At 41.6% G+C, this 15378-nt stretch carries 13 protein-coding genes and 1 riboswitch; of the genes, 4 read left to right on the top strand and 9 right to left on the bottom strand.

What is annotated here, in order from left to right; all coding sequences use genetic code 11:
• Positions 1-20 precede the first annotated feature (20 nt).
• Complete coding sequence (gene metE / locus CSV60_RS09390) at positions 21-2315, top strand: 5-methyltetrahydropteroyltriglutamate--homocysteine S-methyltransferase (RefSeq protein WP_099636802.1); 2295 nt, start codon at positions 21-23, stop codon at positions 2313-2315.
• Positions 2316-2597: 282 nt separating this feature from the next.
• Here the strand turns inward: metE and ribH are convergent, their stop codons facing one another.
• From ribH to cyoE, 8 genes are all read right to left on the bottom strand, one after another.
• The gene (gene ribH / locus CSV60_RS09385) at positions 2598-3065 is read right to left on the bottom strand and encodes a 6,7-dimethyl-8-ribityllumazine synthase (protein ID WP_099631423.1); all 468 of its coding nucleotides are present in this window, start codon (positions 3063-3065) and stop codon (positions 2598-2600) included.
• 13 nt (positions 3066-3078) lie between these two features.
• Positions 3079-4272: a bifunctional 3,4-dihydroxy-2-butanone-4-phosphate synthase/GTP cyclohydrolase II gene (locus tag CSV60_RS09380; protein ID WP_099636801.1), complete on the bottom strand. Its 1194-nt coding sequence runs from the start codon at positions 4270-4272 to the stop codon at positions 3079-3081.
• Positions 4273-4286: 14 nt separating this feature from the next.
• Positions 4287-4931 (bottom strand): riboflavin synthase, encoded by a 645-nt coding sequence (ribE, locus tag CSV60_RS09375; protein WP_099636800.1) that lies wholly within the window; start codon positions 4929-4931, stop codon positions 4287-4289.
• Between the two features lie 3 nt (positions 4932-4934).
• Complete coding sequence (ribD, locus tag CSV60_RS09370) at positions 4935-6023, bottom strand: bifunctional diaminohydroxyphosphoribosylaminopyrimidine deaminase/5-amino-6-(5-phosphoribosylamino)uracil reductase RibD (protein WP_099636799.1); 1089 nt, start codon at positions 6021-6023, stop codon at positions 4935-4937.
• Between the two features lie 145 nt (positions 6024-6168).
• A riboswitch (FMN riboswitch) is annotated at positions 6169-6317 on the bottom strand.
• A gap of 57 nt (positions 6318-6374) precedes the next feature.
• Positions 6375-7487 (bottom strand): o-succinylbenzoate synthase, encoded by a 1113-nt coding sequence (gene menC / locus CSV60_RS09365; protein ID WP_099636798.1) that lies wholly within the window; start codon positions 7485-7487, stop codon positions 6375-6377.
• Between the two features lie 13 nt (positions 7488-7500).
• A complete protein-coding gene (locus CSV60_RS09360; RefSeq protein WP_099636797.1) occupies positions 7501-8319 on the bottom strand; it encodes a GNAT family N-acetyltransferase in 819 nt (272 codons plus the stop codon).
• A gap of 11 nt (positions 8320-8330) precedes the next feature.
• Positions 8331-9458, bottom strand: coding sequence for a M20 peptidase aminoacylase family protein (locus CSV60_RS09355; RefSeq protein ID WP_099636796.1), 1128 nt, complete (start codon positions 9456-9458; stop codon positions 8331-8333).
• A 136-nt stretch (positions 9459-9594) separates the two neighbouring features.
• On the bottom strand, positions 9595-10506 hold the full coding sequence (gene cyoE / locus CSV60_RS09350) for a heme o synthase (protein ID WP_099636795.1): 912 nt from the start codon (positions 10504-10506) through the stop codon (positions 9595-9597).
• 538 nt (positions 10507-11044) lie between these two features.
• Here cyoE and CSV60_RS09345 point away from each other — a divergent pair.
• The 3 genes from CSV60_RS09345 to CSV60_RS09335 all read left to right on the top strand — a co-directional run bounded on the left by CSV60_RS09345 (position 11045) and on the right by CSV60_RS09335 (position 14255).
• A complete protein-coding gene (locus CSV60_RS09345) occupies positions 11045-12037 on the top strand; it encodes an ABC transporter substrate-binding protein (RefSeq protein WP_233189591.1) in 993 nt (330 codons plus the stop codon).
• A gap of 113 nt (positions 12038-12150) precedes the next feature.
• The gene (locus CSV60_RS09340; protein ID WP_099636793.1) at positions 12151-13011 is read left to right on the top strand and encodes an ABC transporter permease; all 861 of its coding nucleotides are present in this window, start codon (positions 12151-12153) and stop codon (positions 13009-13011) included.
• Positions 13008-14255 (top strand): quaternary amine ABC transporter ATP-binding protein, encoded by a 1248-nt coding sequence (locus CSV60_RS09335; RefSeq protein WP_099636792.1) that lies wholly within the window; start codon positions 13008-13010, stop codon positions 14253-14255. The genes CSV60_RS09340 and CSV60_RS09335 overlap by 4 nt, the downstream gene beginning before the upstream one ends.
• Before the next feature lie 41 nt (positions 14256-14296).
• On the opposite strand, the gene cobT is transcribed toward CSV60_RS09335, so the two are convergent.
• Positions 14297-15334, bottom strand: a complete 1038-nt coding sequence (gene cobT, locus CSV60_RS09330) for a nicotinate-nucleotide--dimethylbenzimidazole phosphoribosyltransferase (protein ID WP_099636791.1) — start codon at positions 15332-15334, stop codon at positions 14297-14299.
• Positions 15335-15378 lie beyond the last annotated feature (44 nt).

Genomic DNA, 15378 nt, shown 5'->3' with positions numbered 1-15378 from the left:
AATCAAGGGGGAAATTATCTATGGTAAAAAGCAGTATAACGGGCTATCCCGTAATAGGTGAAAATCGTGAGTGGAAACGTGTACTTGAAGCATTTTGGTCAAAGAAGATCTCGGAAGATGAGCTTCTTCAAACAACGAAAGAGATTCGCTTGGCAAACTTGAAGAAACAGCAAGATGCTGGGGTTGATTGGATTGCTGTGGGCGACTTCACATTGTATGATCGCGTACTGGATACGTCAGCCATGTTCGGAATCATTCCTTCACGCTATAACTGGAAAGGTGGACAAGTTTCCACTTCCACATACTTTTCGATGGCCCGCGGTAATGATGAGGCGGTTGCCTCCGAAATGACAAAATGGTTCAATACAAACTATCACTATATCGTGCCTGAATACGAAGGCCGGCGTTTTGAACTAACGGAAAACAAACCTCTAGCTGCTTATCGTGAAGCCAAGAGCGAACTGGGTATTGAAGGTAAACCTGTTCTACTAGGCCCCTATACATTACTAAAATTATCTAAAGGGTACGAGGATAAAGATGTACCATCCATTATCCTGCAACTGATACCCCTCTATCAAAAGGTATTACAAGAATTACAAGATGAAGGTGTACAATGGATCCAAATCGACGAGCCTATTCTATGTACATCAATAAGTTCAGATGAAATGAAGACTGTTACAGAAATTTATTCACAACTAACGAAAAATCTGAGCGGACTGAATATTCTTCTACAGACATATTTCGATTCAGTTGAACATTATAGAGAAACGATCGCGTTACCTGTTGCCGCTATCGGACTAGATTTCGTCCACGGACGCGAAAGAAATCTAGAGAACTTGAAGCAATATGGTTTCCCAGAAGATAAAATACTTGCGGCAGGAATTGTAGACGGTCGCAACGTATGGCGTTCCAATTTACGTGAAAAACTTACATTGACTGAAAAAATTCAACAGCATGTTACAGCTGATAATTTATGGATTCAACCTTCATGTAGCCTGCTCCACTCACCTGTTACGACTCGCTCGGAACAGAAACTAGATAAAACCATTTTGAACGCGTTAGCATTTGCCGACGAGAAGATTGAAGAAATTAAAGCTATTCAACTAGCAGTACAACATGGATATGAACAAGTTTCTAAGGCATTGGATGACAGTGAAGCAGCATTGACTGCATTTAATTCACTTCCTGCTCGCAATAATAAAGAAGTACGTGAAGCGACTTCGGGAAGTCTACTATCAGACAGTAAGCGGAATCTTCCATTTGCAAAACGCAAAGTGAACCAACAGGAAAAATTCCAATTACCACTACTTCCGACTACCACCATCGGTAGCTTCCCACAAACACCGGAAGTACGGGCTACACGCAATAAATGGAGAAAAGGCGAAATTACAAATCAGCAATATAAAGATTTCGTTCAAGCTGAAATTAAAGAATGGATCGATATTCAAGAAGACTTGGGACTTGATGTATTGGTACATGGCGAATTCGAACGTACAGACATGGTGGAGTATTTCGGGGAAAAGCTTGACGGATTTGTCTTTACTGAAAAAGCATGGGTACAATCCTACGGCTCACGTTGTGTTAAGCCGCCAATTATCTTTGGAGACGTTGCGTTTATTAAACCAATGACTGTGGAAGAATCTGTTTATGCAAAATCTCTTACAGATCATGAAGTAAAAGGAATGCTCACGGGCCCTGTAACCATTTTAAACTGGTCATTCGTCCGTGATGACTTGTCTAGAGAAGAAGTGACAAACCAAATTGCATTGGCTTTGCGTAAGGAGATCGAAGCGCTTGAAGCAGCCGGTATTCATATGATCCAAGTGGACGAGCCGGCACTTCGTGAAGGTCTTCCATTGAAAAGAACTGAATGGAAACACTATCTGGACTGGGCCGTTAATGCATTCCGCGTATCTACTGCATCAGTCGAAGATACAACGCAGATTCATACGCATATGTGCTATTGTGATTTCAATGACTTTATTGAAGCGATTAGCGCGCTGGATGCAGACGTAATCTCCATTGAAACGTCACGTAGTCACGGCGACTTAGTCGAGGCTTTCAATGAATATCATTATGACAAAGGAATCGGTCTAGGTGTCTATGACATTCATAGCCCACGCGTTCCTGCAGTAGAAGAGATGACAGAGATTATTAACAAAGGTCTTGAAGTGCTCGAGCCTTCTCAATTCTGGATTAATCCTGATTGTGGTTTGAAGACGAGAAAGCGTGAAGAAACAGTTGCAGCGTTGAAAAATATGGTGGTTGCAACTGTACAGGCACGCGAAAAGTTAGGCATAGTAGCGGTAAAATAATGAATGTAGGACTGTCTTAGAAATCAATTCGGTTTCTAAGACAGTTTTTTTATTCATAGAGTGTAGAATTGAGTAGTTTGCATGGTGGTAGAAGGAGGATTTACATTTCAGAGGGAACATAGCCACACGAAGTCTCCCCTTTTATGCATCCTTTGCAAGAACAAACAAAGTGTTACGAGCATGCACTTTCATTGCACCTGAATTTGAATTACACATTACAAAAGAGGACGTCCCATGAAGTAAAGTAACTTCGGGGACATCCTCTTTTAACTCCATTACTAATTAGTCGAACTGCTTCGTTAGGTTCGCCATCTCAATAGCAGACACTGCTGCGTCCCAGCCTTTGTTCCCTGCTTTAGTCCCTGCACGCTCGATCGATTGCTCAATCGTATCCGTAGTTAGTACACCAAATATTACTGGGATACCTGATTGCATGCTAGCTTGTGAAACACCTTTTGCCACTTCATTACAAACAAAGTCAAAATGAGGAGTTGCTCCACGGATGACCGTGCCTAATGTAATGACTGCATCATATTTTTTTGAATCTGCCATTTTCTTTGCAATTAACGAAATTTCGAATGCACCTGGTACCCACGCTATATCTACATCGGCTTCATCTACACCGTGACGTTTGAACGCATCTTGTGCACCTGACAGTAACTTCCCTGTGATAAATTCGTTGAATCGTCCAACGACGATACCTACCTTTAACCCCGTGCCTACTAAATGCCCTTCAAATAAATTACCCATGTTTCATCTCTCCTCATAAAGTTAATAAATGTCCAAGTTTTTCTGCCTTTGTGTGTAGGTACTTTTCGTTCGCTTCATTGAATGGTAGCTGAATCGCAACGCGTTCAACCACTTCCAATTCATAGCCCTTTAAGCCAGCAATTTTCTTTGGATTATTCGTCAGCAAACGCATTTGCGTAATACCAAGATTCCGGAGAATTTGTGCACCGATACCATAATCACGTAAATCAGCTGCAAATCCGAGTTTTTCATTTGCTTCTACGGTGTCATAACCTTGTTCTTGCAGTTCATAGGCTTTCAGTTTATTGATTAGGCCTATTCCCCTGCCCTCTTGACGCATATACAACAATACACCGCGCCCTTCTTCTTCAATTTGAGAGAGAGCAGCTTGCAATTGCGGACCACAGTCACAACGGCACGATCCAAAGACGTCGCCTGTCAAGCATTCCGAATGAACTCTTACTAAGACCGGCTCTTCCGTTGTAACGTCACCTTTTACCAGTGCAACATGTTCTTTTCCTGTCATCGTTTCAGTATAGCCAATCATGCGGAACTCGCCATAATCTGTCGGTAGCTTAATCTCTGCTTCACGTATGACTAATTTCTCTCGTTGTAGACGATAATGAATCAGGTCTTGAATGGTGATGAGTTTCAGATCTAGTTCTTCAGCCATCTGACGTAATTCCGGCACACGCGCCATCGTTCCGTCTTCACTCATGATTTCACAAATTACGCCTGCCGAAGCACTGCCTGCCAGTCGCGCTAAATCGACCGCAGCTTCAGTATGTCCCGTACGTTCTAGTACACCTCCTGACTTCGCTACAAGTGGAAATATATGTCCAGGACGTTTGAATTCACCCGCAGTAGCACTTGGGTCCATCATTTTAACGATTGTATCAGCACGTTCAAATGCACTGATCCCAGTATGTGTAGAGCGATGATCGACACTAATCGTAAACGCGGTGCCATGTGAATCCGTATTATTATCGGTCATCATCTGTAATCCTAGTTGGGCGGCTTTTTGTTCTGTTATTGGCACACAAATCAAGCCTCGACCTTTCGTTGCCATGAAGTTGATGATTTCAGGCGTAATTTGGTCGGCTAGTGCCACAAAATCGCCTTCATTCTCTCGGTCTTCATCATCGACTACGATGACAACTTTACCTTGTTGTAAATCTTCTAATGCTTCTTCGATTGTATGGAACATCTTCATTCACTCCTTCACATAAATCCATGTTGTTGTAAAAAGTCTTTTGACATCGTTTGACCTGTATCTGGTCTTTTTCGCAACATATTCTCAACATACTTAGCGAGCATATCGCATTCGAAGTTGACAATATCTCCTACATGCTTTTTCGCGATGACTGTCATTTCCTGTGAATGTGGAATCAACGAAATCGTAATATCCGTATCTTTCACTTCGAAGATCGTCAATGAAGTACCATCCAATGCGATAGAGCCTTTATGCAACAGATAGGAGTCATATCCTTGAGGTAATGACAAGCGTATATATAATGCATTATCAACTGTTCGCTTGTCACGAATTGTAGCTATTCCGTCTACGTGCCCTGTGACAAAATGTCCGCCAAACCTACCATTTGCCGCGAGTGCCCGCTCCAAATTCACAGGACTTCCCGTCGCCAATTGTCGTAGTGAAGTAGAGGAAATGGTTTCAGGCATGACGTCCGCAGCAAATTGATCTTTTGTAAAACTCTTTACCGTCAAACAGACACCATTGACTGCGATGCTATCCCCTACTCTCACATCTGTCAAAACAAGGGATGCAGCTATCGTAACCGTCATAGATTGAGCGCCTGGTTGTATTTGCTTAACTGAACCAATCTCTTCAATTATTCCTGTAAACATGATTCAATCACTCTCTTTCGGTACGGCTATGATTTTAATGTCTGGACCAATCATCTCTACACTTTCAAAGGTTAAGGGAAACGCTTCATTCATCAATCGTGGATCCAGTCCGCCAATTGGTGTCAAAGATCCAATCCCTCCAAGCAATTTGGGTGCTACATAGCAAATGACTTTCTGCACTGCGCGCGCTTTCACAAATGAAGCATTAATAGCTGCTCCACCTTCAACAAGCAATGTCATAACACCACGTCTTCCTAGTTCTAGTAGAATATCTTCTACAATCAACTGGGCTTTTTGCATTCGGATGATCTGGACATGCGGTTTCTCAAGTAACTTTTCACGTGTTAATTCCGCGTATTTCCCGCAAAAAATCCACGTCGGCGCTTCTACATTTTGAATGACTTGACTAGATTCCGGTGTTCGTAATGATGTATCTAAAATAACTCGAATAGGATGTCGTCCACCTAGGGGCAGTCTGGTGGTGAGAAGAGGATTATCGTGAAGAAGTGTTTGTACACCTACTAAAATTGCATCCTGTGTATGGCGAAGCTGATGGACATCGAGTCGTGCTTGCTCACTAGTCACCCACTTGCTATCTCCTTTGGAAGTCGCAATTTTACCGTCTATCGTCATAGCTGTTTTCATTGTCACATGAGGTGTTTTGGTTTTAATAAAATGAAAAAATGGTTGATAAAGTTTTTTAGCGCGTTCAACTGAAACAGATTCGGTTACTTCCACTCCTGCTCCACGAAGTTTCGCAATACCTTTACCCGCTACAAGTGGATTGGGATCTGTTGTCGCAACATAGACATGCTTGATACCCGCTTGAATGATGGCATCAGCACAGGGTGAAGTTTTACCAGTGTGAGAACAAGGTTCAAGCGTTACATACAAATCAGCATCCCTTGCACTCGCTCCCGCCATATCAAGTGCGACTCGTTCCGCATGGCGCTCTCCCGCTTGTAAATGTGCGCCCATTCCAATGATTCGGTTTGCCTTTACTACGACCGCACCTACTGGTGGATTGGGAGAGGTTTGACCTGCCACATTTTCTGCGAGTTGCAAAGCCATTTCCATATAATTCTGATTCATTGAGCAACACTCCAGCTTACGGTATTCCTCTAGTGACATTTCTACATACAAAAAGCCCCGCAAAAGATTATGCGGGGCTTGTAACCATGACTAAATAAACGTTATAAACAGTAATGAAAAAATCATTACATGTAGTATATACGCACTGTTCCTTCTCTCATCCAGACTTTAACTGTCGGCTTTGGAGTTTCACCAAATCCACCTTCCGCTTATTTAAAGCATCCGGGTCACGGACTAAGAGCTTGCTAGCTCATCACCGTCGGTAGGGAATTACACCCTGCCCCGAAGGAAACATATTCGATTAACTAAAAGTCTAGCACATATGATGACTAAATAACAATAGTTGAATATTTATTCTGACGAAAACACCCATTTGTCCACTGTAAATCGGTCCAATGCTTCCATATTGGGAATGTACCCAATTCCATCTTCTGACGGGACTGTAATATAACCTTCATGCGCCACAACTTCTGGTGTAATGATGTCATGTTCCCAGTAGCGTGAAGACCCGGCTGTATCGCCCGGGAGCGTGAAATTAGGTAAAGTTGTCAACGCTACGTTATGCGCTCGGCCTATACCCGATTCTAGCATGCCGCCACACCAGACATCGATGCCTTTCGCTGCACAATAGTCATGAATTTTCTTCGCCTCTGTCAGACCACCTACTCTACCAATTTTTACGTTAATTATTTTACAACTACCAAGTTCGATAGCTTTACGCGTATCTTCCAACGAATGAACGCTTTCATCTAGACAGATCGGTGTCTGAATGTGTTTTTGCAATTTAGCATGATCGATAATATCATCGGAAGCAAGCGGTTGCTCAATCATCATCAAATTAAACTGGTCTAGTTCTTTCAACAACTCTATATCGTCTAACGTATAAGATGAGTTAGCATCCGCCATTAACGGTACATGAGGGTAGGCTTCTCGAATGACGCGAATCACTTCCACGTCATAACCAGGTTTGATTTTCACTTTGATGCGCTTATATCCTTCATCTATAAAACCTTTAATATTCGCCAATAAGTCTTCAATATTTTCTTCGATTCCAATACTAATACCCACTTCAATTCGTTGCCGTTTCCCTCCAAGTGCTTCAGCAAGCGTCATATGGTGATGCTTTGCATATACATCCCATATCGCTCCTTCAAGCGTCGCTTTCGCCATATTATTTTTGCGGATATGTCCAAATAAGTCACTTACCTCATCGGGGTGTGTAATAGATTTGCCAAGTACTGCGGGAATCAGGAAATCACGAAGCATGTGAATTGTCGTCTCTGTCGTTTCTTCACTATACCAAGGCGCAGTAAAAGCAACAGATTCCCCCCATCCCTCATGACCGTCCTCGTCTGTGACAGTTGCCAAAAGAAAGTCTTTTTGCTGAATCGTTCCAAAGCTTGTAGTAAACGGATGTTTCATCGTCATATTCATTCTACGAAGTGTAATTGAGTCGATTTTCATTGAATAAGCTCCTTTAATTTTGCAACGGAATGATGGATCGCTTGCAGAATCGATAGTACTGTACAGACTCTTCTGTTCTGCACACATCGATTAAAGCGAATCCTGCCTCACTCAGTTGCTGAAATATTTTCCTCGTATTCATTCGCCATTCATAAGCCAATTGCGAGTTGTGTTGCTTGATCAATTGAATATATTTGGGTACAGGCACTTCTATCGCTTCCGCCTGTATCCATTCATTCGTTTCCGGCAATAGTATAGCTGGGTATAGATCATCACTCAAGCGAATTGTAAAGGGCCGGCTATATAGCAAATTAGGTTGCCATTTCTCCACTACACGCGGACTATCAATCCACCATGCGACTTGAAAACGATCAGTCGGTAACCCTTTGTTTAACCCATCGTTCATCTTTCCATAACAATCCACTATATAGTCGTAACAGACACCGTATAACTTTGAAGTATTTAAATAGGCGTTGCGACTTTCAAGAGGGTCAAATGTCCAAACTATTAATCGATAGCCCATTTCTCGGGCAAGACGTTGTTGTTCTTCTTTTAGCAACATGCCAATGCCTCTCGTTTGAAACTCTTCATCTACCGCAAGCATATGAGAGCATAGGTATATTTGGTCATCTGAATAGCCTGCGAAACTATAGGAATAGCCGACCATACGCTCCTCTAGAAACGCTCCAACAATCAACCCACCATTTTTGACTGCCGTAATGGTCTGATGGACAGGGATTGGTTCCATTCCCCAAATTCCCTTCTCAAGCTTTTGCATGGAATGAATGTCTTCGATAGTCGTCACTTTTCTGACTTCTATATCTTTCCTCATACTGTCACCTTCTATTTTTTAGTTTGGAATGTTAATTCGATAGCAGTAGTTAAAATTTCGACTCCTGTTGCCAACGCGTCTTGATTAAATGTCATTTGTGGATGGTGAAGCCCTGGCGTTAAGCCGCATCCCAATCCGAGCATTGTACTTTTGACAGTTGGTCGTTTTACGGAATAGAAATGAAAATCTTCCCCGCCTGGTGTGACAACAGTACGTGTAGTCTTCTCTTTACCGATCACTTTAGCAATCGCTTGATACATTAGATCTTCTGCTTCAACATTTACTTCCGCTGCGACCATTTCTGCCATAACTTCATAGTTAATTTCTACATCGTATTGTCTTTCTACTGCTTGAATCACACGTTCCACCTGTTCATATAATTCATCCATCACCACATTTTCCTGGGCCCGTAAATCCAAACTGAATTTAGCATTGCCGGGAATGATATTGGCAGATTCTCCTCCCGCTTGGAACATCGTCATCTTCGCTGTATGTGAAACCATTGGATTACAATGAATGGACTGTAAACCTGCTACCAAAGTAGCCCCGACCTCAATGGCATTCTTTCCTTGATGCGGTCTTGCACCATGTGCTTCTGTTCCCTTTATCGTTCCACTAATCATTTTCGCCGCACCGTGACGTAATGAGGCCGAGGAGTAACCGTCAGCCATTTCATCCGCTGCCCTTACATGAACGCCGTATAAGTAATCGATATCATCGATCAATCCCTGCTCCAGAACAGCTAGCGCACCTTTCCCCTTCTCTTCCGCAGGCTGGAAGAATACTTTTAATGTTCCTTCCTCGGGAATTCCGCGTTCTTTCGCCATAAGCAATGCGCCAATTCCCATTGTCATATGCCCATCATGTCCGCATGAATGATTCGCTTGGTACACACCATCCACTTCTTGCCACAATGCATCTATATCTACACGTAACCCGACTACCGGCTTACCTTCACCGATCGTAACGGATAAACCTGTTATACCGTCGAATAACTTTACATTAAATCCTTCACGCTGAAGAAACTCTTTTAAGTAAGTTGTGGTTTTTGTTTCCTTCCAACTGACTTCCGGATGACTGTGCAAATGCGCAAACACTTCATCTAGTTTCTGCTTCAATAATTGTACTTGCTCCTTCATTCATACGCCTCCTAAAATCCATCTTTCACTGTATATTACGAACTGTTTATTCCTAAATTGTCAAACTCCTCAATAATTCTAGCACAAAAAAGACTTCTCTATCACATCGCGTGAAGGGAAGTCTTTTTCGTATTGATTAAAAAGTCCAAAGAATCATCATGCCGAATAATAGCGTCATGTAATTGACTGAGTACAAGAACATCAAGTTAGCCCATTTATAATCATCTTTTGCATAGAATCCGTATATACTAGCCGCAATATATCCAAGGTTCATCAATGTCGCGATTATAATGAATGTAGTGCCAAACATCGTTAATAAAAACGGTAACGGCAATAAACATAATACATATACTAGCATCTGACGTTTTGTGATGTTAAATCCATAAACGACAGGCAACATCGCTACGTTAGCCGCACTATAATCTTTATATTTCTTCATAGCAATCGCAAATGTATGAGGCATTTGCCAAATAAATAGTATAACGACCAAAACTATCGGTACGATATGATCTGCTGGCATAATAGCCGCCCATCCTATGAGGGGGGTAACCGCTCCCGACACACTGCCAATCACTGTATTCAATGTGTATTTACGTTTAGACCACATGGTATAGGGTATTACATACGTAAACCATCCGATAAATGCATAAATCGCCGCTTCTACTGTAGTGAATAATAATAATAACATTCCAATTCCCGATAATATCAAACCAATATTTAATACAGTTTTCAAAGCAAAATGGCCTGTCACAGTCGGACGATTTTTTGTTCTTTCCATAACCGTATCAATATCAGAATCAAACCAGTTATTCATTACAAGCGCACCTGCGACAAGCAAGGTGCTACCTATCATGGTTAGCAGGAACACACTCCAGTTGCCCGTGAGTGTCATGCCAGAAAAATATAGTGCCAACCAAAACCCCGTAAATACCGGAAATATATTCGCGATGAGTACAGGTCCTTTAACTAATGATTTAATATCCGAGAAGAAGGTAGACGCTGAGCGGCTTTGAGTAGTACTCGAAACAACATGGGCTTCTTTCGTCATATGGGTCCGTTCTCCTTTTACGTTACATTTAAATATCTTTCCATTCGTATATATAACTATATCATTTTCTTAAAAGTAAAATCAAAAAATCATGACAATTCCTTAGAAACTGTTACAAAGATTTGTCCGAAGTGCATAAATAAACCTCGCGTACGATAAAACACTTTTGTTATATGTAATCAGCATACCATATAGTATCAATTTCTCCTACTATTCGACAAAGCATGAGCCTATACCCCTTATAGGTTATCACCTAAGTTTACTCACCACGACCAATCTAACAGCATTTACTTTTTTCATAACAAAAACCTCTAATAGTCTATTTAAAACCGCATAAAGTTGCCAGTTATCTAAATAATTAAATTGATATTAATTTGATTATCCTGTAAACTCGTGTAATAGTATCGCGAAAAAATGATGATTTTTCCTTGATTTCTTCAACTACCTACGTATTTTTTCTCTTAGTTGCTTTTAAGAGATTCAAGCAAAAAACAGCATTCCGTAATGAAAAAATTATAAAGAGAAAGGATTTGATTTTTTGAGAAAGTTTATGTTGTTTTTATCCACTCTAACAGTAGTACTTTTAACAGCGTGCGGTAACAGTGATAGTAAGGATTCAATAAGTACGATTAAACTGGCAGATGCAGGATGGGATAGTATTCGAATCCACAACAGCATTGCACAGATTATTTTAGAAGAAGGCTATGGCTATGATACGGAAGTCATAAACGGTACTTCTCCTGCAACACTGCAAGCGTTACAACAAGGTGATCTACAAGTTTATACAGAAGTTTGGTCTGATAACTTGGGTGAGGCGTATACAAAGGCAGTCGACAGCGGAGACATCGAAACAGTTTCAACAAACTTCGACGATAACTCTCAAGGCCTGTATGTTCCTACATACGTAATTAAAGGCGATCCAGAGCGTAACATCGAAGCGGTAGCTCCTGATTTGAAAACAATAAAAGACTTAGAAAAGTATCCTGAATTATTCCGAGATCCCGAAAACAAGGATAAGGGACGAATCATCGGTGCACCATCTAGCTGGTTGGTCAGTAAACACTTGGATGAAAAATTAACTACGTATGGTTTAGATGAAAAGTATACGTACTTAGCACCTGGCTCTGACTCATCCATCGTAGCTGACTTAGCTAGTGCATATAAAAAAGGTGAGCCATGGGTTGGTTATTACTGGTCTCCTACTTGGGTGACTGCAACATATGACTTAACACTATTAGAGGACGAGCCTTTTGATCAAGAGGCTTGGGATAAAGATAAGTCTGGTGAATTTCCTCCTAATGATGTCTACGTCAGTGTGCATAAAGATTTGAAAACACAAGCTCCTGAAGTAGTAGAGTTCTTGAGCCATTACGAAACTAGCAGTGCACTAACAGAAGAAGCGTTAGAGTATATGGGTGAAAATGAAGCGAGTCCAGAAGATACCGCAAAATGGTTTATGAAAGAACATGAAGATCTTTGGACTTCATGGGTACCCGAAGATATTGCTGAGAAAGTTAAAGCAGCACTGTAATACATTTTTGGATTTGCCGGGGTGGGCGCTTTCCGCTCCACCCCTTTTCTTTTGTATTATTACTAAACATAGAGAAAGAGAGGGACAAGCTAGTACGTCCTAGCTTACTGCCTATGAATGAATTCCCTAACGTCAGAATACCTATAGGAGATTATGTCGAAAAGTTTATCGATTTTCTTGCAATGAATTTTGGCTGGCTATTTGATTTTATCTTCACGATTGCCTCCACTACAATCCGAACTATTGAAACAGCACTACTCGCTACACCTTGGTGGGCTATCATGATTGTGGTATTCCTGCTTGGTTGGTATTTAAATTCCATTTTGAACGGCATAATGTTTGCCGCCTTTATCTTTTTGATTGGTTCCTTCAATTTATGGGAAGATACGATGACAACAGTCGCTATTATTGTCATATCTGTTGTACTATCCCTGGCGATCGGCATTCCAGTCGGCATCTTGATGGCTTTTAGCAAAACATTTTCCGTCATCATTCGTCCTCTATTAGATGCTATGCAGACAATGCCTACATTTGTCTACTTAATACCTGTAATATTCTTCTTCCCTCTTGGGAATGTTCCCGCAATTATTGCGACCATCATTTACGCATTACCACCAGTTATTCGTCTAACAGAACTCGGCATCCGAAACGTTGATTCTGAAGTGATTGAGTCAGCGGAATCATTCGGATCTTCTCGAAACCAAATGTTAGTGAAAGTACAATTACCTCAAGCATTGCCTACTATGATGGCAGGTATCAACCAAACTACGATGATGGCTTTATCAATGGCTGTTGTTGGTTCAATGGTTGGTGCTCACGGATTAGGTGAACGTGTACTATTCTCGATCAATCAAATCAATATATCATTAGGATTTGAAGCAGGTATCAGTATCGTGTTCTTAGCGATTATTATTGACCGTTTAACCAATGGAGTAGCAGACCGCCTACAAAGTACAGGGAGGAGATCAGCATGACCGTTAAAATTAAAGTAGAAAATGTCACCAAGATCTTTGGTCCTCGCCCTAAAAAAGTTATTCCAATGATTGAAAAAGGAGCTTCTAAGCGCGATATCCTCGAAAAGACTGGACATACAGTAGGTGTCTATAACGCCAACATGGAAATCATGGAAGGTGAAACCTTCGTAATTATGGGGCTATCCGGCAGTGGTAAATCAACACTTATCCGTTGCTTCAATTTATTGAACAAACCTACTTCAGGTGCGATTTATGTAGATGGTGAGAATATTGTCAATTATAATAAAGAGCAGTTAAAATTTTTCCGTCAGAAGAAAATCGCAATGGTCTTCCAGCACTTTGGTTTATTTAGTCATAGAACGGTTATTGAGAACATTGAATACGGTCTGGAAATTCGCGGTTTATCGAAAAGCGAGCGTCGCGATATCGCACAAAAGCATATCAATACGGTTGGCCTGAAAGGGTATGAAAATCAATATCCTGATGAATTATCAGGTGGGATGCGTCAACGTGTGGGTATTGCCCGCGCCTTGACGAATGATCCGGATATTCTGTTGATGGATGAGCCGTTCAGTGCTCTTGACCCACTCATACGAAGAGAGATGCAAATGGAACTTCTAGATATCCAGACACGTCTTCAAAAAACGATTATCTTTATCACGCATGATGTCAACGAAGCATTCCGTATCGGTGATCGTGTGGCAGTTATGAAAGATGGTCACGTAGAGCAAATTGGTACACCGGAAGAGTTATTGGAAACACCCGCAAACGATTATATCATTGACTTCACCCGTGAAATTGATCGCTCAAAAGTGTTACAAGCAATGAATATCATGTCTAAACCATTAAGTGTCATGAACGGCAAAGATGGCTTGCATGTGGCGATTAAGAATATGGAGGAGCACGGTATTTCCAGTGTCTTCATTACGAATCGAGAACGACAGTTGCTTGGATTGGTAACAATAGATGGCGCGATCGAAGGCGTGAAAAAGAAGAAAACGTTAGAGGAAGTTATGACAACCGATGTCTTGACAGCAAATCCGGAGGAATATGTTCAAGATATTATTCCGCGTGTACTAGTTTCTAAATATCCACTTGTTGTCGTAGATGAAACGAACCGAATTGAAGGGATAATTTTACGAGTTCATGTACTTTCCAGCATCATTAGCAACCCCGCTGATGATGAAGAGGAAGGCGAGGAAACACTCGGTCCATCCGTTGAAACAGTTGGAGTAAGCGAATAAAAAAGGGAAGAATGAGCATAGTTGCTCACTCTTCCCTTTTATTAACTTTTCCCCGAAACACCGGCACTTTCAAATGTAGCCATTTCATTGACCATCAAAACAGCCGATTGAATGATACTACATGCAACTGCTGCGCCTGTACCTTCCCCTAATCGCATGGACAAGGACAAAATAGGTTCTTTTTCTAAGTATTGATACGCCTTTTGATGCCCTGGTTCCATCGATTGATGACCAAGCAACATATATCCAGCTGCGCCTTTGCTTATGCTCTCCGCTACGCAAGCTGCCGCAGTCGAGATAAAGCCATCTAAGATAATCGGGATGCGTTTAGAAGCTGCCGCAAGCATTGCGCCTACCATCGCGGCCAATTCTAGACCACCCACCTTACGTAGCACGTCAAAGCCATCTGAAGGATTAGGCTGATGAAGAGCTAGTGCGTCCCGTACTACTTTAATTTTATGAAGATGTTGATCAGATGATATTCCGGTTCCGTAACCAACCAACTCTGCCGGATCTAGCCCTGTAATAGCCGCCACTACAGCACTGCTTGTCGTAGTATTACCGATTCCAACTTCCCCTACTACTAGGAAATCCACACCTTTTTCAAATAGTGCAATCGCTTCTTCATAACCAATCTCCAGTGCTTTTTCTACTTCTTCTTGAGTCATTGCCTCGGTATGTAGAAAGTTCTCCGACCCTTGTCGAATCTTCCGGTCTTTCACGGGTTCCGGAAATACATCTCCTATTACACCCACATCAACCAATGAAAATTCTGCTTGCTGCTGTCTGCTGAATACATTGATTGCCGCACCACCTACTACCATATTTTGTACCATTTGACGTGTAACCAGTTGAGGAAATGCCGAAATCCCCTCTTCCACAATTCCATGATCTGCTGCAAATACCAGTACACCTAGTTGGTTTATGCTAGGTAGTTTTCGACCTTGTATCTCGGCTAATGTGACCACGATTTCTTCAAGCTTTCCTAAACTTCCGATAGGCTTCGTCAATGTGTCTACATACGCCTTCGCTTCCGCTCCTGCAGATACATCCAATGCAGGTATCGTATACTGTTTCAAGTGATGACCTTCCTTCTCATTATGTATAAGTACTCATCTAGTTT

Origin of the sequence: Sporosarcina sp. P7, from assembly GCF_002743425.1 — a bacterium.
GTDB lineage: Bacteria > Bacillota > Bacilli > Bacillales_A > Planococcaceae > Sporosarcina.
Note: the sequence above shows the minus strand (reverse complement) of the source record. Positions and strands in the feature narration are given on the sequence as shown.

Bases quoted from the DNA above. Each gene is read 5' to 3' on its own strand.
- metE (WP_099636802.1), top strand. From the start codon at position 21: ATGGTAAAAAGCAGTATAACGGGCTATCCCGTAATAGGTGAAAATCGT.
- ribH (WP_099631423.1), bottom strand. From the start codon at position 3,065: ATGGGTAATTTATTTGAAGGGCATTTAGTAGGCACGGGGTTAAAGGTA.
- CSV60_RS09380 (WP_099636801.1), bottom strand. From the start codon at position 4,272: ATGTTCCATACAATCGAAGAAGCATTAGAAGATTTACAACAAGGTAAA.
- ribE (WP_099636800.1), bottom strand. From the start codon at position 4,931: ATGTTTACAGGAATAATTGAAGAGATTGGTTCAGTTAAGCAAATACAA.
- ribD (WP_099636799.1), bottom strand. From the start codon at position 6,023: ATGAATCAGAATTATATGGAAATGGCTTTGCAACTCGCAGAAAATGTG.
- menC (WP_099636798.1), bottom strand. From the start codon at position 7,487: ATGAAAATCGACTCAATTACACTTCGTAGAATGAATATGACGATGAAA.
- CSV60_RS09360 (WP_099636797.1), bottom strand. From the start codon at position 8,319: ATGAGGAAAGATATAGAAGTCAGAAAAGTGACGACTATCGAAGACATT.
- CSV60_RS09355 (WP_099636796.1), bottom strand. From the start codon at position 9,458: ATGAAGGAGCAAGTACAATTATTGAAGCAGAAACTAGATGAAGTGTTT.
- cyoE (WP_099636795.1), bottom strand. From the start codon at position 10,506: ATGACGAAAGAAGCCCATGTTGTTTCGAGTACTACTCAAAGCCGCTCA.
- CSV60_RS09340 (WP_099636793.1), top strand. From the start codon at position 12,151: ATGAATGAATTCCCTAACGTCAGAATACCTATAGGAGATTATGTCGAA.
- CSV60_RS09335 (WP_099636792.1), top strand. From the start codon at position 13,008: ATGACCGTTAAAATTAAAGTAGAAAATGTCACCAAGATCTTTGGTCCT.